Below are 25765 nucleotides of genomic sequence, written 5' to 3'. Positions count from 1 at the left end.
TCTCTTAAGGAGTGTATCCATGACCTCTGAAACGTCCCCTGTTGTCCTGATCACCGGTGCATCCAGCGGCATCGGCCTGGCTGCCGCAAGGCTGTTCGCCCAGCGCGGCTGGCGCGTTGCCGCCACCATGCGGAACCCGTCAGACGGTGCGGAGCTGGATCGGCAAGAAGGGGTCGAGGTACTGCCGCTTGATGTAACCAGTACCGACTCCGCCGAAGCAGCCGTGGCGACAGTGTTGGAGCACTTCGGCCGGATCGATGCAGTGGTCAACAATGCCGGCTATGGCCTGTTCGGCCCCTTCGAAACCGCGACCGACGAGCAGATCCACCACCAGTTCGCCACCAATGTCGAGGGCATCTTCACCGTTAGCCGTGCGGTCCTGCCGATCATGAGGCATCAGGGGAGCGGTACGCTCATCAACGTCGCCTCTCTAGGCGGTCTGATTGCTCTGCCTTTCTTCTCCCTCTACAGCGCGACTAAGTTCGCCGTGATCGGCTTCACCGAGTCCCTATCCTTCGAACTGGCAACGCTCGGCATTCGTGCCAAGGCCATCGCTCCAGGCGGAGTCGCCACCGACTTCACCGGTCGCTCGATGGTGCGGACCTTCACCGAGAGTAAGCATGCCTACAGCGGCAGCCTGGGCAAGGTCGTGGCCGCGATGGGCGCGCGGCGAGGGAACTACTCCAGCGCAGAGTCGATTGCCGAGGTCATCTTCATGGCGGCAACCGACGGCACCGAGCGGGTGACGTACCTCGCAGGCGCGGATGCCGAACAAGCCTACGCGCTGCACCGGAGCCTGTCGGAAACGGAGCGGCTGGCCATGCTTCGGCAACTCTCGGGCCTGTGAGCGGCTCTCCAAACCTCATTTCCCGAGCGGGTCCGCCCACATGAAGCAGTCGTCCCGTTACCTGTCGCTAGGAGCCATCGTTATGACGACCGTGCTGTGTATGACATCCTGCCAATCCTTCTCCTATTCCGATTCACCACAGGCGGGGCGGGACAGGTTTCAGAACCCGCGGTCGCGACCGGCGCTGGGTCTTGCGAAGACGCTCGGTGTTTATTGGGACTTTTTCTTCAACAAGCCGGCTGACACGGAACCCAGCGCACCGTTGCCAGTACGGGCACTGAGCCGAGAGGAATTGCTCGCGGCACCTGACCGCAGCCTGTTTCGCCTCGGCCATTCAACTGTTTTGCTGAAACTGCGTGGCGAGTTCTTCCTGACCGATCCCGTGTTTGCCGAGCGGGCCTCGCCGGTGCATTGGATGGGACCGAAGCGTTTTCATGCGCCACCGATTGCGCTGGCGGATCTTCCGCCGATCAAGGCGGTGATCCTGTCGCATGATCATTACGATCACCTCGACTACGAAAGCATCCAGGCCTTGGCTGACAGCGCCGAGTGGTTCCTGGCGCCGCTCGGTGTAGGTGATCGGCTGATCGGTTGGGGAATCGATGCGGCCAAGGTGAAGCAACTCGACTGGTGGCAAAGCACCGATGTCGCAGGCGTCCGCCTGGTCGCAACGCCGGCACAGCATTTCTCCGGGCGTGGCTTACTGGATCGCGACAAGACCCTATGGGCATCGTGGGTGATCATCGACCGTGACCTGCGAGTGTTCTTCAGTGGTGATACCGGCTACTTCGACGGTTTCAAGATGATCGGAGCGAAATATGGCCCGTTCGATCTGACACTCATTGAAACTGGAGCCTACGACACGAGATGGCCAGATGTGCATCTGCAACCGGAAGAGGTCGTGCAGGCGCACCTGGACCTCGAGGGCCGCTGGTTGCTGCCGATCCACAACGGCACCTTCGATCTGGCGATGCACACCTGGCATGAGCCATTCGACCGTATCGCCATGCTGGCGGAGCAGCGCGGGATTGCGCTGACTACGCCGATCACAGGTGAGGCGCTGAGCATACATTCGCCGCGCGTGGCGTCGCATTGGTGGCGCGAGATGGCCGTATTGGATGCCAGGTGAGGGGGATGACTGCCGTTGGTTCATCCGGCACTGCTCGATACGCCGTCGGATGCAGCGGTCGAATCCCTGGTATCTGCGATCTGCCCATGCCGACATTTTCTGCAAGACTGATTGGGAGGCTTTGACGCAGCCGGAGAACGCGTCTCACATCACCAGCTACAAGATGAAAGGGCCGGGGCATTTGGATTAGTGATCGGCACGATCAAAGTCCAAGTTCGCTCAATCCCGGGTGATCATACGGGCGTCGGCCCTGCGGCCAGTGGAACAAACGCTGATCTTCGCAGATCGGCAGGTCGTTGATGCTGGCATGACGTACCTGCATCAGGCCCTGCTCGTCGGACACCCATGCAGGCAGTCGCCGCTGCCCTGCTGCAGATCCCGTAGTTCCCGGCTGAATGCCAGATCCGCCAGTTGGCGGGCACCCTGGATCAGCCAGCCCTCGCGGCGCCGGCGCAGACGGCGGTTCTGATAAGCCACTTCGCGCAGCATGCTCAGCAATGGCGTGATGCCGACGCCGACAGCCAGCAGCACCAGTGGGCGACGCTGCTCGGGCTCGAGCACGAACTGGCCTTGCGGAGCCTTGGCCGGCAGCAGGCTGCCAACCGCCACCTGCTCATGCAGGTAGTCGTAGGCCAGTCCTTGGCGCTTAACACTGATGCGCAGAAATTCGTCGGAAGATGCACTGGACAGGCTGTAGATACGAAACAGCGGGTGGGCCTGTCCGGGAATGACCAGGCGCAGGGGTGGGTGTTGGCCTGCGGCAAACACTGGCCAGCCAACGGCGTCTGCCGGTTCCAGATAAAACGGTTGCGTGCCAGGCTGTCTCTGGTGGCCCGAAGCAGCGTTTAAAGCACGAAGAATCCGCTTTCTTGGCCGAAGCATCTGGTCAGAATTGAATACAATTGGTGCTCGATTTCCCTGAGCCATGAACATGGCTGCCTCAAACAAGGAATGCCCCATGGCCTCCCCGGATAAGCAGCAAAAACATGCCAAACGGGCCAAAGCAAAGGCTAAGCAGAACCGCTTAGGCAAAGCCAAGGCCCATGCCATCCATCCTCTGCTAGCCAATCCGTTGGTCAACGAGCCATTCGATGATGTCGATATCGACCTCAGTACCTTCGACTTCAAAGACATCGAAGAGAACGGATTCGACCCGGCGCACTTCGACGATTTGTTTCAGGCGATGAAAGCCGGTGAAGGCATCAGCCTGGTGGCGATGTGTCTGGTTTTTCTGCAGTACCCGGTGTTGGAGCTAGTAGTCGCCGAAGAGGCGGAAGACGCTGCCATCGACTTCATGATGGGCCTGCTTATCGTCTATCGCGGCATCTTTCACAATGAAGACGAAGACGCGGCAGTGAGTTGGGTTAGCAGCGACGCTTTTCAGGCGGCTTACAACGAAGCTTCGATGATCCTGCAGAAGAAATACGCTCGCGGCACTTCAAACACCCAGGTTTAGCCGCATCGTCGTGCAGCCTTCGCTGGCAATGCTCCGGCCTATGCTGTTTCTGGCAGAGATCTGCCCCCGCAGTCCAGCCCTTTGGACCACATACCCGGGCGCGTGTGGCTCAGGCCGAACCCAGTGCTTCTCGCAGGGCCTGGGGGAGGGGGATGGGGCGTCTGCTCTGCGGTGATACGGACACCTGGGTGAGCGTCGAGCGAAACGTCACCACGCCTTCGCCATTGTGAGCTTCAACCAGGAACGTGAAGGATGTCGTGGCCAGTTCCTGGACGTGTACCTCCAGGGTTATGACCTCATCCCACGTCATCGGCGCCAGGTACTCGATGGAAAGTGCGCGCGCCGGGGGAAGTATGCCCATGGCGAGGATCTCGCGGATGGCCGGTGCTCCCAGGGCGTGCGTCAGGAATTCGTGCACCGCCTCCACAACGAAGTAGGTGATGCGCGGCGTATAGACCATGCCGGCGGGGTCGCAGTCGCCGAACAGGATTGTCCGGCTGGTTGCAAAACTCATGGGATTGTCCTGCCGAAGTCTCGGTGAGTGTTGGCGGCAGAGGCCTGCGGGCCGTCTGCCGCACCCAAATCGATACCGCCCAGCGAAGCGTAGCTTCCTGGCCCGCCCAAATGGCCTGCGGTGGCGTCGGCCTGCTTCCGGCAGCCGGACAGGCGTACCCTCAGGCAAGATGACCTTGGGGTCAACTTTGCGCCACAATAAGCGCCTGCTTCTGGAGTACCCCAATGTCTTATGCCGATACCCCCGCCGATGCGATTCTCGATGCCAGCGGCCTGAACTGCCCGGAACCGGTGATGCTGCTGCACAACAAGGTGCGTGACCTGGCTGCCGGCGGTCTGCTCAAGGTTATTGCCACCGACCCATCTACCCGCCGCGATATTCCCAAGTTCTGCATGTTCCTTGGCCATGAGTTGCTGGAGCAGCAGGAAGAGGCGGGCACCTACCTGTACTGGATCCGCAAGAAGGTCGACTGATGGGCTGGTATTTCGCCTACGGCTCGAACATGAATCCGGCGCGCATGCGGGCCCGTGGCCTGGAGGTCATCGAAGCCATGGCCGGGCGCCTGCCGGGTTATGCGCTGTGCTTCGACAAGCGTGCGGTCGACCTGCCGCCTGGGCGCGCTTACGCCAATATTCGTCATCAGCGAGATGGCGTGGTGGAGGGCGTGCTATATCGGCTCGGCCACGCCGATGAGATCGTCAAGATGGATCACTTCGAAGGCACGCCGGTGTTCTACAGTCGCGAGCGCATGCCGGTGATCGCCGCCCATGGCGTGCAGCCGGCCTGGGTGTACATTGCCAACCCGGCGCTGCGCGAGCCGGGGCTGTCGCCGACCCGCGCCTATCTCGACCACCTGCTGGCCGGCCGCGAATACCTCTCCGAGGCCTACTGGTCGGCGCTGGCCGCGGTGCCGACCCATCCGGACTGACCGGGGGCCAGGTCGCAGCTTTTCAGCAAGGCCTGCCAGGCGCGCACATGGCGTGCCGTCGCCGTCTCGAAGTCGCGCCACAGCGAATGCTCCGCTCCCGCCAGCGCCTGCAGGTATTGGCGGGTGGCGGGCGGTATGCCGGCCACTTCGCTCAGCTCTCGCAAAGACGCCTGCCAGCGGCGGCCGCGTTGGTGTACCTCGGCCAGATAGGGCTGCATGCCGCCGGCGTAGTACTTGGCGAAGACGTTCTGCAGGATGCGGGCGCGCTCGGTGGGTTTGCCCTGCGGGCAGATGGTGTGGCGCTGGAGGCGTTTTTCCAGCAGCTCGCTTCCGGCGTCGAGGGTATGACCGAGGCTGGCCAGGCTGGTGATCAGCTGGCTTCCCTGGGCACTGGCGTGCAGAGCATAGAAGAGCGGGTCGAGCTGTTCCGCGCCAGGTGGCAACTGCTCGGGCAGACCGGCGCCGAGCCTGGCCAACTGCGCCAGGGCATCCAGGGCCGCGCTGTCTTCCGTGGCATCGGTTGGCAGGGCCTGTTCGGCAAAGCGCAGATAGTGCTCGAACTCGGGGCTGGCATTGAGCGCATTCCAGAACACCGCGGGCAGCTGGCGCCCTTTTTCCTGGCGCAAGGTTTCGAGGGTCGCTCGCAGCTCGCTGTCTTTCAGCCGAGGCAGGCAGTCGTCCAGCGCCCGCAGCAGGTCGCCCTCGTAGGCCAGTCGGCGGCTGGCGGCCATCTGTTTGCCGAGGGAGCTGTTGCGCAAGCTGATCAGTTGCTGCAGGGACGGGCAGTGGCGCACGTCCACCAGCAGGTCGAGCAGGCCGATGCGCAGTTCGGGCACCTCGCTAAGGCGTTCTCGGCGCGGCGGCGGCCGATAACGGATCAGCGTGTCGCTGTCGAAGACGGCCGCCGCGCTCCCGGTGGCATTGCCCAGGCGCTGCAGGTAGTCCTCTTGCAATGCCAGGCCGTCATTGCCGGGCCGGCAGGCGGACAGCAGCAGAAGGAGCAGTGGGATCAGCGTTTTGCCGACGGTCATTGCGCCAGTCTAGTGGCCCGGATCTGCCGCCGGGCACTTCGCGCCAGACGGACGCCGAGCAGCACGGCGGCGCAGCTCAGCCCGACCACCAGGCCCTGCCAGAGGCCGCTCGGCCCGCTTGGTTCGCCGAACCAGTCGCTCAGCCCCAACCCATAGCCCACCGGCAAGCCGATGCCCCAGTAGGCGAACAGGGTGAAGAGCATGGTCGCGCGGGTGTCCTGGTAGCCGCGCAAGGCGCCGGCGGCGGTGACCTGGACCACGTCGGAGAACTGGAACAGCGCCGAGTAGACCATCAGCGAGGCAGCGATGGCGATCACCGTCGGGTCCGGCGAGTAGAGGCTGGCGATCTGTTCGCGCAGCAGCAGCACGGCCGTTGCCGATATGCAGGCATACCCCAGTGCCACCAACATCGCCATGCCGGCGGCGAAGCGCGCGTCGCGCGGCTGGCCGCGCCCCAGCGCCTGGCCGACGCGCACGGTCACCGCCATGCCCAGGGAGTAGGGGATCATGAACACCAGCGACGAGAAGTTCAGCGCGATCTGGTGGCCGGCCACCACGCTGGCACCGAGGCCGCCGATCAGCAGGGCGATCACCGCAAAGATGCTGGCTTCGGCGAAGATCGCCACGCCAATCGGCACGCCGATCGCCAGCAGTGGGCGAATGCTCGCCCAGCGCGGCCATTCGAACTGGGCGAACAACCGGCTCGCCCGGTAGTAAGGTGCCCAGCTCACCCAGACAAGCATGCCGACCAGCATGAAGCCCATCACCAGGGCCGTGGCCCAGCCGCAGCCGACCCCGCCCATGGCCGGCAGACCGAACTTGCCGTAGATGAAGATGTAGTTGGCCGGGATGTTCAACAGCAGACCGCAGATGCCCAGCACCATGCTCGGCCGGGTGTGTCCGAGGCCGTCGCTGAAGCAGCGCAGCACGTGGTACAGCGCCACCGCTGGGAGACCACAGGCGACTGCGCGCAAGTAGGCCATGGACTGCTGCGCCAGGGCCGGCTCGATACCCATGTGCTGGAGGATCGGTTCGGCGTTCCACAACAAGATTGCGGCGGCACCGCCCACCATCAAGGCGAGCCACAGGGCCTGGCGCACCAGCGTGCCGATTTCCTGCTCCTGACCGGAGCCGAAGCGCTGGGCGACCTTGGCCGTGGTAGCCAGCAGCGTACCGGTCATCAGCAGGAACACCGGCACCCACAGCGAGTTGCCCAGTGCCACCGCCGCCAGGTCGCCCGGGCTGACGCGGCCGGCCATCAAGGTATCGACGAAACCCATGGCGGTGTGTGCCAGCTGGGCGATCATGATTGGAATTGCCAACGCGAGCAGGCTGCGCAATTCACGGCGCACCCGCCCGAAACGCGATTCGGCGGACATCTCGAACTTCCTGAAGCATTAAAGGCGCGACTCGGACGACTCGCGGAAAGCCTGCCAGTCTACATCCTGACGTGTCGGTCAGGAAGGCGCGCGCGGGGCGACGCCGGAGGGCGGCTGCCCTAGAATGTCGGCCTGTTTCAGGAGCCGGTGGACCATGCGCATTCTCGCTGACGAAAACATTCCCCTGGTCGAAGCCTTCTTCTCAGGCTTCGGCGATATCTGCCGCCTGCAGGGCCGCGCCATCGACCGGGCCGCGCTGGCCGACGTCGAGGTGTTACTGGTGCGCTCGGTGACCCAGGTCGACCGCGCCCTGCTGGAGGGCAGTTCGGTGCGTTTTGTCGGCACCTGCACCATCGGCACCGATCATCTCGACCTGGCGTATTTCGAACAATCCGGCGTCGCCTGGTCCAGCGCGCCGGGTTGCAATGCCCGCGGCGTGGTGGACTACGTGCTGGGCAGCCTGCTGAGCCTGGCGGAAACCCATGGCGTGGCGCCGGCGGCACGGCGCTACGGTATCGTCGGGGCCGGCCAGGTCGGGGGGCGTTTGCTCGAGGTATTGCGTGGCCTGGGTTGGTCGGTGCAGGTATGCGATCCGCCACGGCAATTGGCGGAGGGCGGTGACTACGTGGATTTGCCGACCATCCTGCGCGAGTGCGATGTAATCAGCCTGCACACGCCGCTGACTGCCGCCGGCGATTGGCCCACCCGGCACCTGCTCGGCGGCGAGCAATTGGAGCAGCTTCGCCCCGGCGCCTGGCTGATCAACGCCAGCCGTGGCGCGGTGGTGGATAACGTCGCGCTGCGCCAGCTGCTGCAACGCCGCGATGACCTGGAAGCGGTGCTGGACGTATGGGAGGGCGAGCCGCAGGTGGATGTCGAGTTGGCCGAGCTGTGCCACATCGCCACGCCGCACATCGCCGGCTACAGCCTCGATGGCAAGATGCGTGGCACGGCGCAAATCTACCAGGCCTTTTGCGCGAGGCAGGGCGTGGCGCCGACGGTGGAACTGGATGAGTTGCTGCCCAGGCGCTGGCTGGGCGAGATCGGACTGGAAGCCGACGCCGACCCGGACTGGGCACTGGCGACGCTGTGCCGGGCGGTCTACGACCCGCGCCGTGACGACGCGGACTTCCGCCGTAGCCTGCAGGGCGACAAGCAGGCCCGGCGGGCCGCGTTCGATGCCCTGCGCAAGGCTTATCCGCCGCGGCGGGAAATCGAGGGCTTGCCCGTGCGCCTGCAGGGCGATGCGCCAGAGCTTGTGCGCCTGCTCAAGGCATTGGGTGCGACGCCGGTCTAGCCTGGTGCGGCTGGTGCAGCGGAGCGGCGATGCAGTGCTGTTCCAGCTCGCTGCAGGCACGGCGAATCATGCTTTCGGTGATGGGGATTTCCCGGCCGTGGGCATCGATGATAGCGCCGCCTACGGGCTGGCTCAGCGGGATTACCCGGTGCGGGGATGTCTGGTCTGGTGAGTGCATGGCCTGTCTCCTCGATCGGTATGCGCGCAGTCTAGGCGGTCTGAATGAAGGGGCTGTGACAGCGGGCCGGACGCCATGGCATGGCAATCAGCCGGTCCGTTGGAGTCGACCCCCACGGCGCGAAAAGAGTTCATTGCGAGGTACCAATGTCTGTGTTTCATCTGGGGCTGATCATCAACCCGCTGGCCGGTCTGGGCGGCACGGTGGCGCTCAAGGGCAGCGACGGCGTGGCCGCCCAGGCCCTGGCGCTGGGTGCCGAGCCGCGCGCCGCGGCGCGCACGCGCATCGCGCTGGAATGCTTGCTGCCGTTGTCGGAGCGAATCGAGTTTCTGACTTTCCCCGGCGCCATGGGGGCCGACCTGCTGGCCGCGATGGGGTTTCGCCATCGTGTGCTGGGTACCCTGAACGAGGGGCCGACCAACGCCGAGCACACCCGTCAGGCGGTACTGGCGCTGCAACAGGCGGGCGTCGCGTTGATCCTGTTCGCCGGCGGCGATGGCACGGCACGGGACATTTCCGAGGTGGCCCGAGATGGCCAGCCGGTGCTGGGCATTCCTGCCGGGGTGAAGATTCATTCCGGGGTCTACGCCATCAGCCCGCGTGCTGCCGGCGAACTCGCCCGGCGCCTGCTGGAGGGCGGCCTGGTGCGCCTGGCCAGCGGCGAAGTGCGTGACCTCGATGAGTCGGCCCTGCGCGAGGGCCGCGTCGCCGCGCGCTGGTACGGCGAACTGACCGTGCCGGAGGAGGGCGGCTACCTGCAGCATGTCAAGCAGGCCGGCATGGAGTCCGAGGAACTGGTGCTGAGCGACCTGGCGGCATGGCTGGAAGACAGTTGGCAGGCGGACGTGCGCTATGTGTTCGGCCCCGGTTCGACTCTGCACGGACTGGCGCGCAACCTCGGCCTGGAGACCACGCTGCTGGGCGTCGACGTGATCGAGAACGGCCAGGTCATCGCCCGCGACGTGACCGAAAGCCAATTGTTCGAACTGGTCGATGGGCATGCCGCCTTGCTGCTGGTCACCGCCATCGGTGGGCAGGGCCACATTCTCGGGCGCGGCAACCAGCAGATCAGCCCGCGGGTTTTGCGGGCCATCGGCCTCGACCGGCTGAGGGTGGTGGCCACCAAGCGCAAGCTGCAGACCCTCGAAGGGCGCCCGCTGCTGGTGGACAGCGGCGATCCGGCGCTCGACGATGCCTTTCCGGATGCCGTGCGGGTGTGGGCGGGCTACAAGGACGAGCTGCTCTATCCGCTGGCGCGCTGAGCGCCGGGCGCCCACCCTGCAGGGGCTGCCCGGCGCCTTGGCTCTGCGCTAGGCTAGCGCTTCAAGACAATCTGGAGGTGTCTCATGTATCAGGGAAGCTGTCTTTGCGGAAAGATCCGTTTTGCCATCGAGGGCGAGCTGGAGCCGATCCAGATGTGCCATTGCAGCATGTGCCGCAAGGCCCAGGGCACGCCCTTCGCCAGCAACATTCCGACCCCGGCGACTGCCTTTCGGCTGTTTTCCGGTAGCGAGTCACTGAAGTCCTATGAGTCCTCGCCGGGCAAGCAGCGGGTTTTCTGCGGCAACTGCGGATCGCCGATCTATAGCCAGAATGCCAAACTGCCCGGCGTCCTGCGCATTCGCGCCGGCACCCTCGAGGGTGAGCTGGCGACCCGTCCGCAGGCGCACATCCATGTGGCCTCGAAAGCCAACTGGTGGGACCTGAACGACGACCTACCCACCTTCAGCGAAGGCAAGAAGTAGCCCATGCGAGCCCTGATCGCCCTGTTGCTGCTGCTGGCGCTTCCGGTCGCGGCCGATGGCCTGCGGCCCGAGCAACTGGTGCTGGCGGCGCGAGAGCAGCTGGGCGTGACGGTCGGCTACGATCCTGCCTATCGGCAACTCCGCTATCCGGGCGGCGACGTCCCGCTGAGCACGGGCGTGTGCAGTGATGTGGTAATCCGTGCCTTGCGTACGCAGGGTGTCGACCTGCAACAACGGGTGCACGAGGACATGCGTACGCATTTTTCGGCCTACCCGCGCAACTGGGGGCTGAGCCGGCCGGACCGCAATATCGACCACCGTCGAGTGCCGAACCTGATGACCTACTTCAGCCGGCGCGGCTTCGCACTGCCGCCCAGCGCGGCTGCGGCGGACTACACCAGCGGCGACATCGTCGCCTGGGACCTGGGCAACGGCCTGACCCACATTGGCATTCTTTCCGACCGCCGCACGGCTGCCGGCGTCCCTCTGGTGCTGCACAATATCGGCCGTGGCGTGCAGGAGGAGGACATCCTGTTTCGTTTCAAAGTGATTGGCCACTACCGCCTGGCGAGCCCGGCCGGGTGAAACCGCCCATGGCAGTGGTTCCCGGCCGTTGCTGGCTGCACGCGCAAGCGCTCGGCGCGCGGGCGCAGCAGGGGCGCATCCCGGGCACGACCGAACGGACCGACCCAGAGGATTGCCGATGACCGACGACTCCCTTCCGCCCTTTATCGCCGCCGGCGAACGCGTGGTGCTCTTCGACGGTGTCTGCAAACTATGCAGCGGCTGGGCGAGGTTTCTCATTCGCCATGATCGCCAGCGGTTGTTCAAGCTGGCCTCGGTGCAGTCCGCCGAAGGACAGGCGATCCTCGCCTGGTTCGGCCTGCCGACCGAGCGATTCGACACCATGGCCTATGTGGACGGCGCGAAGCTGTCGGTACGCTCTGATGCGGTGCTGCGCATCGTTACGCAGTTGCCCTGGCCCTGGCGTGGCTTCGCCCTGTTGCGCCTGATCCCCCGGCCGCTGCGCGACTGGGCTTATGATCGCATCGCGCTTAATCGCTATCGCCTGTTCGGCCGCCATGACCAGTGCTTGCTGCCGAGCGCCGACCACGACGAGCGCTTCCTACATGGCTGAACGGCGTTTGCGGCAGATATCCCTGCTGGCGCGGTTGGCGTTGGCGTTGGTGTTCCTCTGGCATGGCTTGGTGCCGAAGCTGCTCTGGCTGAGCCCCGACGAGCTGGCGATGATCGAGGCCCACGGTCTGCCGGCCGCGCCCTGGGTGGCCGCCCTGGCCGGACTGGGGGAGATCGGCGTGGCCCTGGTGCTGATCGTCTGGCGCAATGTGCGCTGGCCCTTGCTGCTTTCCGGCACCCTGCTGGTGGCCTTGCTGGTTGATGTTGCGCTGACCAGCCCCCATCTGTTGGTACAGGCGTTCAACCCGGTCTCCACCAACCTGGCGTCGCTGGCGCTCTGCCTGGTTGCCTGGGTGGCCGAGCAGCCACCGGCCTCCACCCACTAACCTGGGCCTTCCCGGCTCATCTGCGAGTCCGCCATGCTGTCCATCCTGTCATCCCGCCAGCGCAATGCCCTGCGCATGGCCGGTCGCTTCGTGGCGCCGTATCGCTGGCGCATGGTCGGCGCCATGCTGGCGCTGTTGTTCACCGCGGGAATCACCCTGTCCATGGGCCAGGGTATCAAGCTGCTGGTGGACCAGGGCCTGGCTACGCAATCCCAGGCGGCGCTGAACCATTCCATCCTGCTGTTCTTCGGCTTGGTTGTCGCCCTGGCCGTGGGCACCTTTTCACGCTTCTACCTGGTGTCCTGGATCGGCGAACGGTTCGTTGCCGACATTCGCAAGCGGGTGTTCGACCACCTGATCGAGCTGCATCCGGGGTTCTACGAACGCAATCGCGCCTCGGAAATCCAGTCGCGGCTGACCGCCGACACTACGCTGCTGCAGACGGTGATCGGCTCGTCGCTGTCCATGGCGCTGCGCAATGTGATCATGATGATCGGCGGCATCGTGCTGCTGTTCGTCACCAACGCCAAGCTGACCGGGATCGTCATCGTCGCCTTGCCGCTGGTGGTGGCGCCGATCCTGATCTTCGGCCGCCGGGTGCGCGCCCTGTCGCGGCAGAGCCAGGACCGGGTGGCGGATGTCGGCAGCTATGTCGGCGAAACCCTCGGGCAGATCAAGACCGTGCAGGCCTACAACCACCAGGCGCAGGACCGGCAGCGTTTCGCCCAGACCGTGGAGTCGGCCTTCGGCACGGCACGCCAGCGCATTGCCCAACGCGCCTGGCTGGTCAGCGTGGTGATCGTGCTGGTGCTTGGCGCGGTGGGGGTGATGCTCTGGGTCGGTGGCATGGATGTGATCGCCGGCCGCATTTCCGGCGGTGAGCTGGCGGCCTTCGTGTTCTACAGCCTGATCGTCGGCATGGCCTTCGGCGCCATCAGCGAAGTGATCGGCGAGCTGCAGAGCGCGGCCGGTGCCGCCGGGCGCATCGCCGAGCTGCTGCAGACGCGCAGCACCATCACCGCACCCGCCGATGGGCTCGAGCGGCTGCCGCAGCGCATCGCGGGTGCCATCGAACTGCAGGCGGTGCGCTTCGCCTACCCGTCGCGGCCCGACCAGTTCGCCATCGACGGCATCAGCCTGCAGGTGCGGCCGGGGGAGACGCTCGCGCTGGTGGGGCCCTCGGGCGCAGGCAAGTCGACGCTGTTCGACTTGCTGCTGCGTTTCTTCGACCCACAGCAGGGCCGCATCCTGGTCGAGGGGCAGGCCATCGAGCGGCTGGACCCGGCGGACCTGCGTCGCTGCTTTGCACTGGTCTCGCAGAACCCGGCGCTGTTCTTCGGTTCGGTGGAGGAGAACATTCGCTACGGCAAGCCCGGTGCCAGTCAGGCGGAAGTCGAGGCGGCGGCCCGCGCGGCCCATGCCCACGAATTCATCATGCGCTTGCCGCAGGGCTACCAGACCCATCTGGGCGACGCCGGGCTCGGCCTGTCCGGTGGCCAGCGGCAGCGCCTGGCGATTGCCCGGGCGCTGCTGGTGGATGCGCCGATCCTGCTGCTGGACGAAGCCACCAGCGCGCTGGATGCGGAGAGCGAACACCTGATCCAGCAGGCGTTGCCGCACCTGATGCGTGGCCGCACGACGCTGGTGATCGCACATCGCCTGGCCACGGTGAAGAGCGCCGACCGCATCGCGGTCATCGAGCACGGCAAGCTGATCGCCATTGGCCGCCATGCCGAATTGGTTGCCAGCAATTCGCTCTATGCGCGTTTGGCGCAGTTGCAGTTCAGCCACGGCGAAGCCGAGTCGGCGTAGTGAGGAGAAGAAGGTGAGCGGTGAGCATTTTGTGGTGGTCGTGCTTGGCGGCTATGGCAACTTCGGTGAGGTGATCGTACGGCGACTTGCGACCATCGCCGGTATAGGCGTCTGCATCGCCGGACGCAACCTGGCCAAGGCCGAAGCGCTCGCGGCACGGACCGGCGCGCGGGCGGTCAGGCTGGATGCGAACCAGCAAAACCTGGCAGAGCGGTTGCGCGAACTGGGGACGCAGTTGGTGATTTCCACCGCGGGACCGTTCCAGGGGCAGGATTACCGAGTCGCCCGCGCCGCGGTCGCCGCGGGTGCCCACTACGTCGACCTGGCCGATGCGCGGGAATTCGTCTGTGGCATCCACGCGCTGGACGAGTCCGCGCGGCAGGCCGGGGTGCTGGTCTGCAGCGGCGCCAGTTCCGTCCCGGCGCTGAGCGCCGCCGTCATCGACAACCTGCTGCCGCGCTTCAGCCGGCTGGATGACATCTGGCACGGCATCAGCTCGTCGGAGAAAACGCCAGGCGAGTCCACCCTGGCGGCGGTGCTGCACTACTGCGGCAAGCCGTTTCACCAGTGGCGCGATGGCGCCTGGCGGTCCGTCCATGGTTGGCAAGGGCTGGCGGCTCATGATTTTCCGCCGCCCCTGGGGCGGCGCTGGGTGGGGCACTGCGACGTTCCCGACTTGCAGCTGTTTCCGCAGCGCTATGCCGGCGTGCGCAGCGTGCGCTTTTCGGCGGGGGTGGGGCTGCGGGTGACCCAGTTCGGCACCTGGTTGTTGTCCTGGCTGGTGCGCGGCGGCGTGGTGCGCAACGCCGTTCCCCTCGCGGCATTCCTGCGGCGTTGCGCACAGGGGGTGGAATGGCTGGGCAATGGCAACAGCGGCATGTTCGTCAGGTTGCAGGGGTTGGATCGGCACGGAAGTCCGCAGGGCCTGTGCTGGGAGCTGATTGCCCAGGACGACCACGGTCCGAGCATTCCGTGCATGGCCGCGGTAGCGCTGGCGCGCAAACTGGCCGCCGGAGAGCTGCACGCCTGCGGTGCGCTGCCTTGCCAGGGCTTGTTGAGCCTCGGGGAATACCTGGCCGAGCTGGAGGGGTTGAACTGCGCGACACAGGTCCGCGCACTGCCGGCCTGAGGAGGTCGGCTTGCGCTATGCCCAAGGCAGGCTAGCGTCTTAGGGTAGTTGTCGGGATAACGACGCCCTCATGTTCGTCTGGTCGTGCGCTGGGGCGCATTTGGACGGGTGCCATGAAGTTTCTGTTCGCAGGGATGTTCTCCATCTGCTTGAGCTGTGCCGCGTGGGCCGCCCCACCAGAGTTGGTTCTGGATATCAAGGGCACCAGTCTCGCCGAGCTGATGAGCCTGAAAATCACCTCGCTGTCGCGCAAGACGGAGTCACTGAACAAGGCGCCGGCGGCGGTCTTCGTCATCACCCAGGATGAAATCCGCCGCATGGGCGTGACCCACGTCGCCGAAGCCCTGCGCTATGTGCCGGGCGTCGAGGTGGCGCGCCTGGAGGCCAATCTCTGGGCCATCAGCATTCGCGGCTTCAATTCCCGTGCGGCGAACAAGCTGCTGGTGATGATCGACGGCCGCAGCATCTACAGCCCGCTGTTCTCCGGGGTGCTCTGGGAGGAGCAGGATCTGCTGCTGGAGGACGTTGAGCGCATCGAGGTGATCCGTGGGCCCGGCGGCACCACCTGGGGCGCCAATGCGGTGAATGGGGTGATCAATATCATCACCAAGCACAGCGAGCAGACCCTGGGTGGCTTCCTGAAGCTCGGCGCCGGGCTGGAGGAGCGCGGCCTGGTCGGTGCGCGCTATGGCTGGCGCCTGGACGGGCAGACCACGGCGCGGCTGTACGGCAAGTACACCGAGCGGGATGACAGCGGCAGTGGCCCGGTGTCCCGGCAGGACGACGGTGCGCGCATGCGGCAGGGAGGTTTCCGCATCGACCGCCACTCCGACGAGCGCGGGTATTTCACCCTGCAGGGCGATCTCTACGAGGGCGGCATCGGGCGGGAGTTCGCCGGTGTCGGCGTGGCCTCCGGCGGCGAGGAATACAGCGGCGGCAACCTGCAGTTCGACTGGTCCTACTCGCCGAGCGCCGAACGCAACCACCAGGTCCAGGTGTACTACGACACCACTTCGCTGAAGCTGCCGATCCTCGAGGATCGGCGCAACGTCTGGAGCTTCGACTACCAGGTTCTGCAGCGCTGGCGCAACCATGAGCTGGTGGCCGGGATCGGCTATCGGCGTATCGCCGACGATATCGAGAGCACGCCGTTCTTCGCGCTGACCCCCGAGCAGCGGACCGATGAACTGGCAAGTGCCTTCTTCCAGGACGACATTGCATTGCTCGACGATCGCCTGCATGTGATTGTCGGCAGCAAGTACGAGCGGAACGATTACTCCAACGAGGAATGGCAGCCGAGCCTGCGCGCCTCCTATGCCTTCGACGACTCGCTGCTGTGGGCAGCCTGGTCGAAGGCAGTGCGCACGCCGACGCGGCTGGACCACGACCTGTCCTCGGCCGGGCCGATCCTCTTCGATGCGGATCGGCGAATGAGCCCGGAATATGCGCAGGTCTATGAGCTGGGCTGGCGGCGGAACTGGAAAGACTGGCAGCTGGATATCGCCGCCTACTGGTCCCGCTACGAGAACCTGCAAACCGTCGAGCTGCCCACCTACGGCAACGAAATGAGCGGCACGGTCAAGGGCATCGAGACCTCGGTGAGCTACCAGGCCCGGGACAACTGGCTGCTACGGCTGAACTACAGCCATGCCGAGATGGACCTGTCGCTGTCATCCGGCAGCTCCGGATTTACCGATCCGGAGGTGGTCGAAGGCAACATGCCGGAGAACTCGCTGCAGTTGATCTCCCTCTGGGACATCGACCCGCACTGGCAGTTGAATACCTACCTGCGCTACGTGGATGCGCTGCCAGGGCAGGATGTATCCAGCTACTGGGCGGGAGACCTGAGCCTGGTCTGGCGGCCGCTGAAGCGCACCAGCCTGCAACTGGTCGGGCGGCACCTGGGCCACTCGGAGCGGTTCGAGTGGGGCGGCAGCGTCAATGCGGTAGAGCCGGACTGGGCGCTCTATCTCACCCAGGAGTTCTGAGACCATGGAGGCATGCCGCCTGTTGCGTCGCTGGTTGCACGGGGGCCTCCTGGGCATGGGGCTGGCTGCCGCTCCGGCGCTGCCGGCCCAGGGGGTCGACATCGCCTACCAGATCAAGGCGTCCTACATCTACAACCTGCTGCAATTCGTGCACTTCCCCTATGACGCCCTGCATGGCGATGCCACGGTGAACGTCTGCGTTCTCGGCGAAGACCGTTTCGGCCCGGCGCTCGACCAGATCGACGGTTCGAAGATCCCGGATGGCCGGCTGCGGGTGTTGCGGCTGGGTCATTCCAGCCGCAGCGAAGCGCTGGATCGCTGCAATGTTCTCTATCTGGTCGACACCGAGCGGCGCGAGGCCGACGCGGTACTGTCCAGGGTGGATGCGAGCAAAGTGCTCACCATCGGCGAGTTTTCACCCTTCATCCGCCATGGCGGGCTGATCGAACTGTTCGAGCAGGACGACGTCATTCGCTTTCGTATCAACGAGCAATTGATCGACAAGACGCACTTCAAGCTCGACGCACAGTTGCTGCAACTGGGAGTCAAATAGGCATGCAATCTCCTGGCAGCCAGCGCCCCTGGTGGCGCCGAACCTCTCTCCGGCTGAAATTGCAGCTCAGCATCGTCGGCTATGCGTTGTTGGTGCTGTTGATCAGCGGGGTATCGCTGGGCTGGTTCGCCAACAGCTATTTCCATCGCACGGCAAGACACGACCTTCAGGTATTGGCCAAGGTGCTGGCCAACAACAGTCGCGCAGCGGTGACCTTCGACGATGCCCCGGCGGCAGTGAATGTGCTGTCGGCGGCCACCGGCAACCCGCACATCCGCATGGCGCTGATCGAAAAGGGCGGCGAGCTGTTTGCCAGCTACCCGGAAGCGGTTCCCGCTTCCATCTTCGGGGCCCTGCGTGGACGCAGTGGCGTCTGGCTGCAGGATGAGCACTACTACGCCGTGGTGCCCATCGTGGTGGGCGAGGAGGTCAAGGGGCGGCTGTACCTGCAGTCCGACCTGCAGGAGTGGGAAACCGTCAAGAACAACCTCTACAAGGTGTTCGCCGGACTGTTGGCCGGCCTGCTGGCGCTCACGGCGGTGGTCGCCTATTGGCTGAACCGGCACATCACCCGTCCACTCGGCGCCCTGTCGGCCTGGGCGATCCAGGTGTCCAAGGCCAAGGATTTCAATGCCCGCGCGATCAAGCACAACGACGACGAGGTCGGTGCCCTGGTCGACAGCCTCAACAGCATGTTGACGGAGTTGGCCAAGCAAGAGTCCATCCAGTCCTGGAACGAAATCCTCGAAGCCGAGATCGCCGAGCGCAAGGAAGTGGAACGCGACTTGATCGCCATGCGCAATCGCGCCGATACAGCGAACAAGGCCAAGAGCCAGTTCCTGGCCAACATGAGCCACGAGCTGCGCACGCCGCTCAACGCCATCATCGGCTACAGCGAGATGCTGCGGGAGGTGATGACCGACGACACCCTCGACCCGGATGAACTGGCCGGCGACGTCGACAAGATTCGCGCGGCTGGCAAACACCTGCTCAGCCTGATCAACGACATCCTCGATCTGTCCAAGATCGAGGCCGGCAAGATGGACCTGAACATCGAAGCATTCGACGTCGGGGAGCTGATCCACGAGGTGAGCGAGACCATTGCGCCGCTGGCTGAGTCGCGAGGCAACCGCCTCAGCGTCGATTGCGCCGAGGTCGGCGTCATCCACAGCGATGTCCTCAAGGTCCGCCAGATTCTGTTCAATCTGCTGAGCAATGCAGCCAAGTTCACCCACCAGGGGGAGGTGGCGCTGAGTTGTACGAAGGAGCGGGGTGAGGGCGGCGAGCAGGTGGTGTTCCGGGTTCGAGACACCGGCATCGGCATCAGCCAGAAGACGCTGGAGTCCCTGTTCCAGCCCTTCAGCCAGGCGGACGCCTCCACCACGCGCAAGTACGGTGGCACCGGCCTGGGGTTAGCGATCAGCCGTTCCTTCGCGCAGATGCTCGGCGGCGAGATCCAGGTCGATAGCACTCCGGGCGAGGGTTCCACCTTCACCGTGGCGCTGCCGTTGCGCGCGAAGCTGCCGGCCGATCCGGCGGACATTCCGGTGCATAGCCAGCTGCCCGATCCGGCGGAACACTTCGCGCGCCTGGAGCAGACCGAGCTACTGCTGATCGACGACGATGCTGCCGTGCACAACATCCTGCGTTACCAACTGTCGCGGCAGGGCTACCGGGTGCACTCGGCGCTGTCTGGCCAGGAGGGGTTGAAAATGGCCTTCGAGGAGCATTTCGATGTCGTGGTGCTGGACATCCTGATGCCGGAAATGGACGGTTGGCAGGTCCTGCAGAGGCTCAAGTCCGATCCGCGGACCCTTTCCCTGCCGGTGGTGCTCTATACCATCGTGGCGGACAAGGAAAAGGGCTATGCCCTGGGTGCCGACGACTACCTGGTCAAACCCATCAGCAAGAACAAGCTGCTGGCGACGTTGAAGAGCTACCGCAGGACGTCGCCCGCCAGGGTCCTGCTGGTCGAGGACGATCCGCACACCCAGGAGCTGATGACGGCCTATCTGGCCGACCTGGATTGCCAGTTGCTGACGGCCACCAATGGCCGCGAGGGGCTGGAAACTCTCGAGCGGGAAAAGGGTGCGTTGATCATTCTGCTCGACCTGCTGATGCCGGTGATGAATGGCTTCGAATTCATCGACGCGGTGCGTGCCCAGCCCCGCTATGCCCATATTCCGATCATCGTCATTTCCGCCCACGAGCTGTCCAACAAGGAGCGCAAGCTCCTGCAGCAGCACACCCAGGCGATCATCCGCAAGGGACAGTTCGGCAAGCAGGAGCTGCTCGACCATATCCAGGCGATCCTGGAAAACCACCAGGTCGTGGCCAGTCATTCGGAGGGTTGAGAGTCATGCCGTTGCTGTTGGTCGTCGAGGACAACGAAATGAACGCCGACATGCTGATGCGCCGGCTGGCGCGCCATGGCTTCGAAACCGCCTGGGCGACCAACGGCCGGCAAGCCCTGGAGTTGGTGGAGAAACTGCGCCCGGCATTGGTGTTGATGGATTTGAGCCTGCCGGAGATGGACGGCTACCAGGCGACGCGTTTGCTCAAGAGCGGGCCGCTCGGCGCCACCCCGGTCATTGCCTTGACCGCCCATGCACTGCTGGAGGATGAACAGCGCGCATTGAGCGCCGGTTGCGACGACTACGAGACCAAACCCATCGACTTTCCGCAATTGCTGAGCAAGATCGAGCGCTATATGGGGGCGTCATGACAAGTACTGACACTGGCGTGGCCATTCTCGTGGTCGACGACAATCCGGAAAACTGCGAGCTGCTGTCCAGGCGCCTGGGCCGCCAGGGCTATCGCTGTACCCAGGCTCTAAGCGGGGCCCAGGCGCTCGAGGCGATCGACCGGCAACTGCCGGACATCGTGCTGCTGGACATGATGATGCCGGAGATGGATGGCCTGGAAGTGCTGCGAACCCTGCGCCAGCGCCACGACTCGGTCAGCCTGCCGGTGCTGATGGTCACCGCCAGGAGCGAAGGGGACGACCTGGTGGCGGCATTCGAGGCGGGCGCCAACGACTACATCGAGAAGCCGGTGGATTTTCCGGTCCTGCTGGCACGGTTGCGCCACCATCTGGAGCACAAGCGGCTGGATGACGAGGTGAAGGTCAGCCGCGAGCGACTGGAAGAGCAGAACCGTACGCTCGAGCTGGGTAATCGCTACAAGGTCAACTTCCTTTCCTCCATGTCCCATGAACTGCGTACCCCGCTGAATGCCGTGCTGGGCTTTTCCGAAGTGCTGCTTGATGAGCTGCTGGGGCCGCTGAACGAGAAGCAGAAGCAGTACTGCCAGGAAATCTATAACAGCGGGTCCTACTTGCTATTGATCATCAACGACCTGCTGGACCTGTCGAAGATCGAGGCCGGCAAGTTGGAGCTGATCCGCCAGCCGACCGGCATTCCTTCGCTGATCGACAGCGCCCTCGGCATGGTCCGGGAAAAGGCGCTGCGCCGCGGAGTCGAATTGCTCAGCGACGTCGATGTCCAATTGGGCACCGCGGAGTGGGACGCGCTGCGGGTCAAGCAGATGCTGATCAACCTGCTCAGCAATGCCATCAAGTTCACGGAAGCCGGCAAGCAGGTCAGAGTCAGCGCCCGTGCCGGCGGCAACGGCGAAGTCGTGTTGTCGGTCGTCGACCAGGGTTGTGGCATCGCCAGGGACGACCTCGAGCGGATATTCCGTCCTTTCGAACAGGCCAAGGCGCCAATGAAGAAACGCACCGTCGAAGGTACCGGGCTGGGGCTGGCCCTGGTTAGCCGGCTGGCGGCATTGCACGGCGGTCGGGTCGAGGCGCAGAGCGATGTCGGTGTCGGCAGTCGCTTCACCCTGTACCTGCCACGGCAACCGGCGGACCCGATAGCGGAGGTGGAGCCATGAACGGGCACGACGCTGCGATCCTGGTGGTCGAGGACGATGCGGCCAATCAGTTGCTCATCAAGGATGTGCTCGAATGCAACGGTTATCGCTGCCAGATGGTGGACAACGCCGAAGACGGCCTGCGTCTGGCCGAGACCCTGCAGCCGGCGCTGATCATGCTGGATATCACCCTGCCAGGCATGGATGGGGTCACCGCCGCGCAGCACCTGAAGCAGTCGTCATCGACGCGGGCCATTCCCCTGATCGGCATGTCGGCGCACGCGCTGGTCAATGAGATCGCTCACCTGGAAAAGGCGGAGTTCGACTGCTTCATCACCAAACCCTTCAGCTACAAGGCCCTGCTGCAGGCCGTGCGGCAGGCGCTGGCGGAAAAGCCCACAGGTTAGCGCGATTGGCTCCGGCACTGTGGTGGCTGGGCACTCGTGGTCGCGGCCTCGACGGCGGCGAGAAATTCCTTGTAGCCGATGGGCTTGGGCAAATAGCCGTCAAAGCAGGCGTCCAGCGCCTTGTGCTCGCCGGGAACGATGCCGGCGGTCACTGCGATGATCGGCGTGCCGGCGGTTCGTGGATCGCTCTTGAGGATGCGCGCGGCTTCGTCGCCGTCCATGTCGGGCAGGTGGATGTCCATCAGGATCACATCCGGCCGCTCGCGCCGGGCGCTCTCGATCCCCGCACCGGCGGTGGTCGCCTGCAGGGTTTCGTGGCCGGCGTAGCCGAGGATCTCTACCGCCAGCAGCATGTTGGTGGGGGAGTCTTCGACAATGAGAATGCGCGACATGGTTCCTCCATGGAAACTCGGCTGGCGTCCTGCAAGAACGGCTTTCGGGCTTGCAGGAAAACGCGTGGGAAGGGGCTTCGATTGCCTGATTGTCAGACTAGGAGCATTCCCGTCTCTTGTCACCATGGTGGCAATTGCGCCTTTGCGTCATATCGCAGGCAATAAAAAACCGGCCGAAATGGCCGGTTTGGCATTTGCCCGGGCTCAGCGGTATTCGCAGAGGTAGGCAGTATCCTGGGCGACCTTCAGCTGGAACTTGCTGTTGGCCGGGACGGTGAAGTTGCTGCCGCTTTCGAAGGTCTGCCAGGCTTCGCTGCCCGGCAGCTTGACCGTCAGCGCGCCAGCCACCACGTGCATGATCTCCAGCTGGCTGGTGCCGAACTCGTATTCGCCCGCAGCCATCACGCCGATGGTGGCCGGGCCGGCACTCATTTCGAAGGCGATGGATTTGACGGTACCGTCGAAGTACTCGTTGACCTTGAACATGGTGGAATCCTCGAAAAGGGATGAAAAAAGGCTCGCCAGTATGCCCAAGGCGCAAGGGGGCGTACAGGGGATCGGCGGCTGTGAGACCGGGCTATCCAGGCAGGATCAGGGGCAATAGGCGCGCGGTATTTCGCGCATCCTCGAGCGCTCGGTGCTGGCGACCCTGGAAGCTCAGGCCCGCCAGCTGCAACGCCTGGTTCAGGCCGACCGGCCGAGTGAGCTGGCGGGCCTTGGCGAACTGCTGCTTGAGGTTGAGATGGGGCAGGGCCGCAAGGGTGCTGGCGAGGGCGTAGCGGTGCCAGTCCTGCTCCAGTTGCCGCCGGTCGTAGTCGCCCCAACTGGCCCAGCCCTCCAGGCGCGCGATGTGCTGGTCCAGCCAGTGCTCGAATTGTGGCCAGACGCCGCTCAGCGATTCGGCGAGGTCGACGTCGCTCTGCTCGATATGGGTCAGCTCGCGACAGAAGCGGGTCAGGCAAGGTCGCCTGAGTGGTTTGACGAAGCGCTGGAAATGATCCAGTTCATGCCCGTCGGTCGCCACGAGGGTGACGCCCATCTCGATGATCTCCATCTCTTCGATCGGCCAGCCGCCTTCTTCGGTGGTGGCTTCCAGGTCGATTACCAGCCAATGTCCCATGGGCCCTCCGTTGCGATCGACTCAGTATGGAGGGCTTTTTCCGCCGGGCAAACCACATTGCCGACTATGGAGCCGCAACGCGCCTGACAGTTCCGGGTCGTGGCTGTGCCTGTCTGCCCGTGGTGCGCCGCGCTATGCTTGGTTCTTGTTCACATGGGGAGAGAAAACATGGCGAAAGTCGCCTTTATCGGGCTCGGCGTGATGGGGTATCCCATGGCAGGGCATCTGGCAGGCCAGGGCCATGAGGTCTGCGTGTACAACCGCTCGCCCGCCAAGGCAGCCCAGTGGCTCGGCGAGTACGCCGGGCGCAGTGCCGCGACGCCGCGGGAAGCCGCCCAGGGAGCGGAGTTCGTCATGACCTGCGTGGGCAACGACGACGACCTGCGTAGCGTGGTGCTCGGTGCCGACGGCGCCTTCGCCGGCATGCAACCCGGTGCGGTGCTGGTGGATCACACCACCGCTTCGGCGAGTGTTGCCCGGGAACTGGCGCTGCTGGCGGCCGAACGCGAACTGGGGTGCCTCGACGCACCGGTGTCCGGCGGCCAGGCCGGCGCGGTCAATGGCCAACTGACCGTGATGGTTGGCGGTGAGCAGGCTTTCTACGACCGGGCCGAGCCGGTCATCCGCAGCTATGCACGGATGATTCGCCTGATGGGCCACGCCGGCAGCGGCCAACTGACCAAGATGGTCAATCAGATCTGCATCGGCGGCCTGGTCCAGGGGCTGGCCGAGGCACTGCATTTCGCCCAGTGCGCCGGGCTGGATGCACATGGTGCAATGGAAGTGATTGGCAAGGGGGCGGCGCAGTCCTGGCAGATGGATAATCGCCACAAGACCATGATTGCCGGTGATTTCGAGTTCGGCTTCGCCGTCGACTGGATGCGCAAGGACCTGTCGATTCTGCTGGAGGAGGCGCGGCGCAATGGCGCGCAGCTACCCGTTACCGCCCTGGTCGACCAGTTCTATGCCGATGTGCAGGCCATGGGCGGCGGGCGGTGGGATACCTCCAGCCTGATCGCTCGCTTGAAGCCTGCTGCCAAGCCTTGACCCTGCTATCTGCCTCTCAAGCGCGGAAGATGAAGTAGACCGCGCCGAGCAGGCAGAGCCCGGCCCACAGGTAGTCCAGCTTCAGCGGCTGCTGCATATAGAGCACGGCGAAGGGCACGAAAACCGCCAGGGTTATCACCTCCTGCATGATCTTCAGTTGGCCGATCGACAGCTCGCCGTAGCCGATGCGGTTGGCCGGCACCATGATCAGATACTCGAACAAGGCGATGCCCCAACTGACCAGGGCGGCGATGAGCCACGGCTTGCCATGCAGTGTCTTGAGATGGCCGTACCAGGCGAAAGTCATGAAGATGTTGGAAAGGCAAAGCAGGGCAGCGGTTTGCAGCCAGACCGGCATGATCTCGGCTCCGGAGGAGGACGGCGCGCAGCCTAATTCCAGGCTTGACGGCTGGCAAGCGGCACCTCCCCGGGGGCTATCCCTTTTCGCCGCCGGCCTGGGTAGAATCGCTGCCCCGTTGTCTGTCGGAGTCCGGGGTTTCTGTCATGAAATGTCGTTTGGGCTGTGGCGCCTGTTGCATAGCTCCCTCGATCAGTTCGCCGATTCCAGGTATGCCATTGGGCAAGGCCGCCGGCGAGCGCTGTGTGCAGCTGACCAGCGAGCACCTGTGTGCCTTGTTTGGCCGACCGGAAAGACCAGCCGTCTGCTCGGCCTTCGCTGCCGATCCGGTGGTCTGTGGCAACGACCGCGATGAAGCGATTCGTCTGCTCGGCTGGCTGGAGCAGGCGACGGCGGTATAACCGGTAGAAAGGTCCGCACGACTGCCATCACTAGAAGGAACGAACAATGGATTGGTTACCCCGAGCGGCTGCCTGCAGCCTGGCGATGTTGCTGGCATGCACTGCCCATGCCGAGGATTGGCAGCTGGCCAAGGACGAGGCCGGCATCAAGGTCTACCTGAGCCCTGTGGCAGGCTCCAAGTACAAGGCCTATCGCGGTGTGGTCACCATGCGCACGGATGTCGCCACCCTGGCGGCCCTGCAGGAAGACGTGGCCGGATCGTGCGCCTGGATTCACGAGTGCCGTGCACAAAAACTGCTGAAGACCGAAGGCCCTCTCAGCTGGACCTATACCCGTTTCAATACCCCCTGGCCGGTGACGCCACGTGACTCGATCATCCGGGTCACCAGTGCCATCGGTGCCGATGGCAGCGTGACTCGTACCCTCGAAGGCGTGCCGGACTACCTGCCAAAAGAAGACGGCTACGTGCGGGTGAGCAAGGTCGAAGGTTTGTGGAAGCTGGTGCCCAAGGGTGAAGGCCAGGTGGAGGTGACTTACCAGTTACACTCCGAACCGGGAGGGAGCGTGCCGTCCTGGCTGGCCAACAAATTCGTGGTGGATGCGCCGTTCAATACCCTCGAAGCGCTTCGCGAGAGGGCTGAGAAACACTGAGCC

31 protein-coding genes and 1 pseudogene are annotated in these 25765 nt (G+C 64.5%); 22 read left to right on the top strand and 10 right to left on the bottom strand.

Going from position 1 to position 25765, the window contains the following annotated elements:
- The first annotated feature begins 19 nt into the window (after nt 1–19).
- Together ACWKV7_RS15335 and ACWKV7_RS15330 are read left to right on the top strand one after the other, a co-directional pair.
- Nucleotides 20–847 (top strand): SDR family oxidoreductase, encoded by an 828-nt coding sequence (locus ACWKV7_RS15335; protein WP_483858549.1) that lies wholly within the window; start codon nt 20–22, stop codon nt 845–847.
- Between the two features lie 82 nt (nt 848–929).
- On the top strand, nt 930–1976 hold the full coding sequence (locus ACWKV7_RS15330) for an MBL fold metallo-hydrolase (protein WP_483858548.1): 1047 nt from the start codon (nt 930–932) through the stop codon (nt 1974–1976).
- A 202-nt stretch (nt 1977–2178) separates the two neighbouring features.
- Here the strand turns inward: ACWKV7_RS15330 and ACWKV7_RS15325 are convergent.
- Nucleotides 2179–2322, bottom strand: a pseudogene (locus ACWKV7_RS15325) (DUF1348 family protein); the annotation flags it as partial.
- Nucleotides 2298–2858: a ferredoxin reductase domain-containing protein gene (locus tag ACWKV7_RS15320; RefSeq protein ID WP_483858576.1), complete on the bottom strand. Its 561-nt coding sequence runs from the start codon at nt 2856–2858 to the stop codon at nt 2298–2300. The pseudogene ACWKV7_RS15325 and the gene ACWKV7_RS15320, both read right to left, overlap by 25 nt.
- Before the next feature lie 76 nt (nt 2859–2934).
- Between ACWKV7_RS15320 and ACWKV7_RS15315 the strand changes: the two genes are divergently transcribed.
- Nucleotides 2935–3432 carry a hypothetical protein gene (locus tag ACWKV7_RS15315; RefSeq protein WP_483858547.1) on the top strand — a complete coding sequence of 166 codons (498 nt, stop codon included), beginning with the start codon at nt 2935–2937 and terminating at the stop codon, nt 3430–3432.
- Nucleotides 3433–3541: 109 nt separating this feature from the next.
- Here the strand turns inward: ACWKV7_RS15315 and ACWKV7_RS15310 are convergent, their stop codons facing one another.
- Entirely contained in the window at nt 3542–3946 is a 405-nt protein-coding gene (locus ACWKV7_RS15310) for an acyl-CoA thioesterase (RefSeq protein WP_483858546.1), read from the bottom strand.
- A gap of 224 nt (nt 3947–4170) precedes the next feature.
- On the opposite strand from ACWKV7_RS15310, the gene tusA reads away from it, so the two are divergent.
- Nucleotides 4171–4419, top strand: coding sequence for a sulfurtransferase TusA (tusA, locus tag ACWKV7_RS15305; protein ID WP_483858545.1), 249 nt, complete (start codon nt 4171–4173; stop codon nt 4417–4419).
- The gene (locus tag ACWKV7_RS15300) at nt 4419–4874 is read left to right on the top strand and encodes a gamma-glutamylcyclotransferase family protein (protein ID WP_483858544.1); all 456 of its coding nucleotides are present in this window, start codon (nt 4419–4421) and stop codon (nt 4872–4874) included. The genes tusA and ACWKV7_RS15300 overlap by 1 nt, the downstream gene beginning before the upstream one ends.
- Here ACWKV7_RS15300 and ACWKV7_RS15295 read toward each other — a convergent pair.
- The gene (locus tag ACWKV7_RS15295) at nt 4832–5905 is read right to left on the bottom strand and encodes a DUF3080 family protein (RefSeq protein WP_483858543.1); all 1074 of its coding nucleotides are present in this window, start codon (nt 5903–5905) and stop codon (nt 4832–4834) included. The two genes, ACWKV7_RS15300 and ACWKV7_RS15295, sit on opposite strands and share 43 nt — an antisense overlap.
- Nucleotides 5902–7284 (bottom strand): MATE family efflux transporter, encoded by a 1383-nt coding sequence (locus tag ACWKV7_RS15290; protein ID WP_483858542.1) that lies wholly within the window; start codon nt 7282–7284, stop codon nt 5902–5904. The genes ACWKV7_RS15295 and ACWKV7_RS15290 overlap by 4 nt, the downstream gene beginning before the upstream one ends.
- A 154-nt stretch (nt 7285–7438) precedes the next feature.
- Here ACWKV7_RS15290 and pdxB point away from each other — a divergent pair, with 154 nt between their 5' ends.
- On the top strand, nt 7439–8581 hold the full coding sequence (pdxB, locus tag ACWKV7_RS15285) for a 4-phosphoerythronate dehydrogenase PdxB (protein WP_483858541.1): 1143 nt from the start codon (nt 7439–7441) through the stop codon (nt 8579–8581).
- On the opposite strand, the gene ACWKV7_RS15280 is transcribed toward pdxB, so the two are convergent.
- The gene (locus ACWKV7_RS15280) at nt 8553–8759 is read right to left on the bottom strand and encodes a PA1571 family protein (RefSeq protein ID WP_483858540.1); all 207 of its coding nucleotides are present in this window, start codon (nt 8757–8759) and stop codon (nt 8553–8555) included. The two genes, pdxB and ACWKV7_RS15280, sit on opposite strands and share 29 nt — an antisense overlap.
- Nucleotides 8760–8905: 146 nt before the next feature.
- Here ACWKV7_RS15280 and ACWKV7_RS15275 point away from each other — a divergent pair, with 146 nt between their 5' ends.
- The 13 genes from ACWKV7_RS15275 (at nt 8906) to ACWKV7_RS15215 (ending at nt 21792) form a co-directional block, all read left to right on the top strand.
- Nucleotides 8906–10021 carry an ATP-NAD kinase family protein gene (locus tag ACWKV7_RS15275; protein ID WP_483858539.1) on the top strand — a complete coding sequence of 372 codons (1116 nt, stop codon included), beginning with the start codon at nt 8906–8908 and terminating at the stop codon, nt 10019–10021.
- An 84-nt stretch (nt 10022–10105) separates the two neighbouring features.
- Nucleotides 10106–10504: a GFA family protein gene (locus tag ACWKV7_RS15270; protein WP_483858538.1), complete on the top strand. Its 399-nt coding sequence runs from the start codon at nt 10106–10108 to the stop codon at nt 10502–10504.
- Nucleotides 10505–10507: 3 nt separating this feature from the next.
- On the top strand, nt 10508–11089 hold the full coding sequence (locus ACWKV7_RS15265) for a DUF1287 domain-containing protein (protein WP_483858537.1): 582 nt from the start codon (nt 10508–10510) through the stop codon (nt 11087–11089).
- A gap of 118 nt (nt 11090–11207) precedes the next feature.
- Nucleotides 11208–11642, top strand: a complete 435-nt coding sequence (locus ACWKV7_RS15260) for a thiol-disulfide oxidoreductase DCC family protein (protein ID WP_483858536.1) — start codon at nt 11208–11210, stop codon at nt 11640–11642.
- Entirely contained in the window at nt 11635–12027 is a 393-nt protein-coding gene (locus ACWKV7_RS15255) for a DoxX-like family protein (RefSeq protein WP_483858535.1), read from the top strand. Before ACWKV7_RS15260 ends, ACWKV7_RS15255 begins: the two co-directional genes overlap by 8 nt.
- A gap of 33 nt (nt 12028–12060) precedes the next feature.
- The gene (locus ACWKV7_RS15250) at nt 12061–13839 is read left to right on the top strand and encodes an ABC transporter transmembrane domain-containing protein (RefSeq protein WP_483858534.1); all 1779 of its coding nucleotides are present in this window, start codon (nt 12061–12063) and stop codon (nt 13837–13839) included.
- 13 nt (nt 13840–13852) lie between these two features.
- A complete protein-coding gene (locus ACWKV7_RS15245) occupies nt 13853–14968 on the top strand; it encodes a saccharopine dehydrogenase family protein (protein WP_483858533.1) in 1116 nt (371 codons plus the stop codon).
- A 113-nt stretch (nt 14969–15081) separates the two neighbouring features.
- A complete protein-coding gene (locus ACWKV7_RS15240; protein WP_483858532.1) occupies nt 15082–16956 on the top strand; it encodes a TonB-dependent receptor plug domain-containing protein in 1875 nt (624 codons plus the stop codon).
- 4 nt (nt 16957–16960) lie between these two features.
- A complete protein-coding gene (locus ACWKV7_RS15235) occupies nt 16961–17509 on the top strand; it encodes a YfiR family protein (RefSeq protein ID WP_483858531.1) in 549 nt (182 codons plus the stop codon).
- Nucleotides 17510–17511: 2 nt separating this feature from the next.
- Nucleotides 17512–19863 (top strand): response regulator, encoded by a 2352-nt coding sequence (locus tag ACWKV7_RS15230; RefSeq protein WP_483858530.1) that lies wholly within the window; start codon nt 17512–17514, stop codon nt 19861–19863.
- A gap of 5 nt (nt 19864–19868) precedes the next feature.
- Nucleotides 19869–20234, top strand: coding sequence for a response regulator (locus ACWKV7_RS15225; protein WP_483858529.1), 366 nt, complete (start codon nt 19869–19871; stop codon nt 20232–20234).
- Nucleotides 20231–21406, top strand: coding sequence for an ATP-binding response regulator (locus tag ACWKV7_RS15220; RefSeq protein ID WP_483858528.1), 1176 nt, complete (start codon nt 20231–20233; stop codon nt 21404–21406). The genes ACWKV7_RS15225 and ACWKV7_RS15220 overlap by 4 nt, the downstream gene beginning before the upstream one ends.
- Entirely contained in the window at nt 21403–21792 is a 390-nt protein-coding gene (locus tag ACWKV7_RS15215) for a response regulator (protein WP_483858527.1), read from the top strand. The genes ACWKV7_RS15220 and ACWKV7_RS15215 overlap by 4 nt, the downstream gene beginning before the upstream one ends.
- Here ACWKV7_RS15215 and ACWKV7_RS15210 read toward each other — a convergent pair.
- From ACWKV7_RS15210 to ACWKV7_RS15200, 3 genes are all read right to left on the bottom strand, one after another.
- The gene (locus ACWKV7_RS15210; RefSeq protein ID WP_483858526.1) at nt 21789–22184 is read right to left on the bottom strand and encodes a response regulator; all 396 of its coding nucleotides are present in this window, start codon (nt 22182–22184) and stop codon (nt 21789–21791) included. The genes ACWKV7_RS15215 and ACWKV7_RS15210 overlap by 4 nt on opposite strands.
- Nucleotides 22185–22388: 204 nt before the next feature.
- Nucleotides 22389–22670, bottom strand: coding sequence for a pyrimidine/purine nucleoside phosphorylase (ppnP, locus tag ACWKV7_RS15205; protein WP_483858525.1), 282 nt, complete (start codon nt 22668–22670; stop codon nt 22389–22391).
- Nucleotides 22671–22761: 91 nt separating this feature from the next.
- On the bottom strand, nt 22762–23304 hold the full coding sequence (locus tag ACWKV7_RS15200; protein WP_483858524.1) for a 3'-5' exonuclease: 543 nt from the start codon (nt 23302–23304) through the stop codon (nt 22762–22764).
- A gap of 168 nt (nt 23305–23472) precedes the next feature.
- Between ACWKV7_RS15200 and ACWKV7_RS15195 the strand changes: the two genes are divergently transcribed.
- Complete coding sequence (locus ACWKV7_RS15195; RefSeq protein ID WP_483858523.1) at nt 23473–24351, top strand: NAD(P)-dependent oxidoreductase; 879 nt, start codon at nt 23473–23475, stop codon at nt 24349–24351.
- Between the two features lie 16 nt (nt 24352–24367).
- Here the strand turns inward: ACWKV7_RS15195 and ACWKV7_RS15190 are convergent, their stop codons facing one another.
- Entirely contained in the window at nt 24368–24709 is a 342-nt protein-coding gene (locus ACWKV7_RS15190) for a DMT family protein (protein ID WP_483858522.1), read from the bottom strand.
- A gap of 146 nt (nt 24710–24855) precedes the next feature.
- Here ACWKV7_RS15190 and ACWKV7_RS15185 point away from each other — a divergent pair, with 146 nt between their 5' ends.
- Entirely contained in the window at nt 24856–25110 is a 255-nt protein-coding gene (locus tag ACWKV7_RS15185) for a YkgJ family cysteine cluster protein (protein WP_483858521.1), read from the top strand.
- A gap of 46 nt (nt 25111–25156) precedes the next feature.
- On the top strand, nt 25157–25762 hold the full coding sequence (locus tag ACWKV7_RS15180) for an START domain-containing protein (RefSeq protein WP_483858520.1): 606 nt from the start codon (nt 25157–25159) through the stop codon (nt 25760–25762).
- Nucleotides 25763–25765 lie beyond the last annotated feature (3 nt).

The sequence above is a fragment of the Zestomonas ipomoeae genome (assembly GCF_057128665.1).
The sequence above is the reverse complement of the archived record's forward strand: the minus strand, read 5'-3'. Positions and strand labels throughout refer to the sequence as shown.

What these genes read in the sequence shown, in the direction of transcription:
- ACWKV7_RS15230 (WP_483858530.1), top strand. Translation starts at nt 17,512, where the DNA reads ATGCAATCTCCTGGCAGCCAGCGCCCCTGGTGGCGCCGAACCTCTCTC.
- ACWKV7_RS15300 (WP_483858544.1), top strand. Translation starts at nt 4,419, where the DNA reads ATGGGCTGGTATTTCGCCTACGGCTCGAACATGAATCCGGCGCGCATG.
- ACWKV7_RS15200 (WP_483858524.1), bottom strand. Translation starts at nt 23,304, where the DNA reads ATGGGACATTGGCTGGTAATCGACCTGGAAGCCACCACCGAAGAAGGC.
- ACWKV7_RS15225 (WP_483858529.1), top strand. Translation starts at nt 19,869, where the DNA reads ATGCCGTTGCTGTTGGTCGTCGAGGACAACGAAATGAACGCCGACATG.
- ACWKV7_RS15290 (WP_483858542.1), bottom strand. Translation starts at nt 7,284, where the DNA reads ATGTCCGCCGAATCGCGTTTCGGGCGGGTGCGCCGTGAATTGCGCAGC.
- ACWKV7_RS15295 (WP_483858543.1), bottom strand. Translation starts at nt 5,905, where the DNA reads ATGACCGTCGGCAAAACGCTGATCCCACTGCTCCTTCTGCTGCTGTCC.
- ACWKV7_RS15190 (WP_483858522.1), bottom strand. Translation starts at nt 24,709, where the DNA reads ATGCCGGTCTGGCTGCAAACCGCTGCCCTGCTTTGCCTTTCCAACATC.
- ACWKV7_RS15240 (WP_483858532.1), top strand. Translation starts at nt 15,082, where the DNA reads ATGAAGTTTCTGTTCGCAGGGATGTTCTCCATCTGCTTGAGCTGTGCC.
- tusA (WP_483858545.1), top strand. Translation starts at nt 4,171, where the DNA reads ATGTCTTATGCCGATACCCCCGCCGATGCGATTCTCGATGCCAGCGGC.
- ACWKV7_RS15315 (WP_483858547.1), top strand. Translation starts at nt 2,935, where the DNA reads ATGGCCTCCCCGGATAAGCAGCAAAAACATGCCAAACGGGCCAAAGCA.
- ACWKV7_RS15280 (WP_483858540.1), bottom strand. Translation starts at nt 8,759, where the DNA reads ATGCACTCACCAGACCAGACATCCCCGCACCGGGTAATCCCGCTGAGC.
- pdxB (WP_483858541.1), top strand. Translation starts at nt 7,439, where the DNA reads ATGCGCATTCTCGCTGACGAAAACATTCCCCTGGTCGAAGCCTTCTTC.
- ACWKV7_RS15320 (WP_483858576.1), bottom strand. Translation starts at nt 2,858, where the DNA reads ATGCTTCGGCCAAGAAAGCGGATTCTTCGTGCTTTAAACGCTGCTTCG.
- ACWKV7_RS15330 (WP_483858548.1), top strand. Translation starts at nt 930, where the DNA reads ATGACGACCGTGCTGTGTATGACATCCTGCCAATCCTTCTCCTATTCC.
- ACWKV7_RS15265 (WP_483858537.1), top strand. Translation starts at nt 10,508, where the DNA reads ATGCGAGCCCTGATCGCCCTGTTGCTGCTGCTGGCGCTTCCGGTCGCG.
- ACWKV7_RS15210 (WP_483858526.1), bottom strand. Translation starts at nt 22,184, where the DNA reads ATGTCGCGCATTCTCATTGTCGAAGACTCCCCCACCAACATGCTGCTG.
- ACWKV7_RS15255 (WP_483858535.1), top strand. Translation starts at nt 11,635, where the DNA reads ATGGCTGAACGGCGTTTGCGGCAGATATCCCTGCTGGCGCGGTTGGCG.
- ACWKV7_RS15220 (WP_483858528.1), top strand. Translation starts at nt 20,231, where the DNA reads ATGACAAGTACTGACACTGGCGTGGCCATTCTCGTGGTCGACGACAAT.
- ACWKV7_RS15260 (WP_483858536.1), top strand. Translation starts at nt 11,208, where the DNA reads ATGACCGACGACTCCCTTCCGCCCTTTATCGCCGCCGGCGAACGCGTG.
- ACWKV7_RS15335 (WP_483858549.1), top strand. Translation starts at nt 20, where the DNA reads ATGACCTCTGAAACGTCCCCTGTTGTCCTGATCACCGGTGCATCCAGC.
- ACWKV7_RS15235 (WP_483858531.1), top strand. Translation starts at nt 16,961, where the DNA reads ATGGAGGCATGCCGCCTGTTGCGTCGCTGGTTGCACGGGGGCCTCCTG.
- ACWKV7_RS15215 (WP_483858527.1), top strand. Translation starts at nt 21,403, where the DNA reads ATGAACGGGCACGACGCTGCGATCCTGGTGGTCGAGGACGATGCGGCC.
- ACWKV7_RS15310 (WP_483858546.1), bottom strand. Translation starts at nt 3,946, where the DNA reads ATGAGTTTTGCAACCAGCCGGACAATCCTGTTCGGCGACTGCGACCCC.
- ppnP (WP_483858525.1), bottom strand. Translation starts at nt 22,670, where the DNA reads ATGTTCAAGGTCAACGAGTACTTCGACGGTACCGTCAAATCCATCGCC.
- ACWKV7_RS15195 (WP_483858523.1), top strand. Translation starts at nt 23,473, where the DNA reads ATGGCGAAAGTCGCCTTTATCGGGCTCGGCGTGATGGGGTATCCCATG.
- ACWKV7_RS15180 (WP_483858520.1), top strand. Translation starts at nt 25,157, where the DNA reads ATGGATTGGTTACCCCGAGCGGCTGCCTGCAGCCTGGCGATGTTGCTG.
- ACWKV7_RS15185 (WP_483858521.1), top strand. Translation starts at nt 24,856, where the DNA reads ATGAAATGTCGTTTGGGCTGTGGCGCCTGTTGCATAGCTCCCTCGATC.
- ACWKV7_RS15270 (WP_483858538.1), top strand. Translation starts at nt 10,106, where the DNA reads ATGTATCAGGGAAGCTGTCTTTGCGGAAAGATCCGTTTTGCCATCGAG.
- ACWKV7_RS15275 (WP_483858539.1), top strand. Translation starts at nt 8,906, where the DNA reads ATGTCTGTGTTTCATCTGGGGCTGATCATCAACCCGCTGGCCGGTCTG.
- ACWKV7_RS15250 (WP_483858534.1), top strand. Translation starts at nt 12,061, where the DNA reads ATGCTGTCCATCCTGTCATCCCGCCAGCGCAATGCCCTGCGCATGGCC.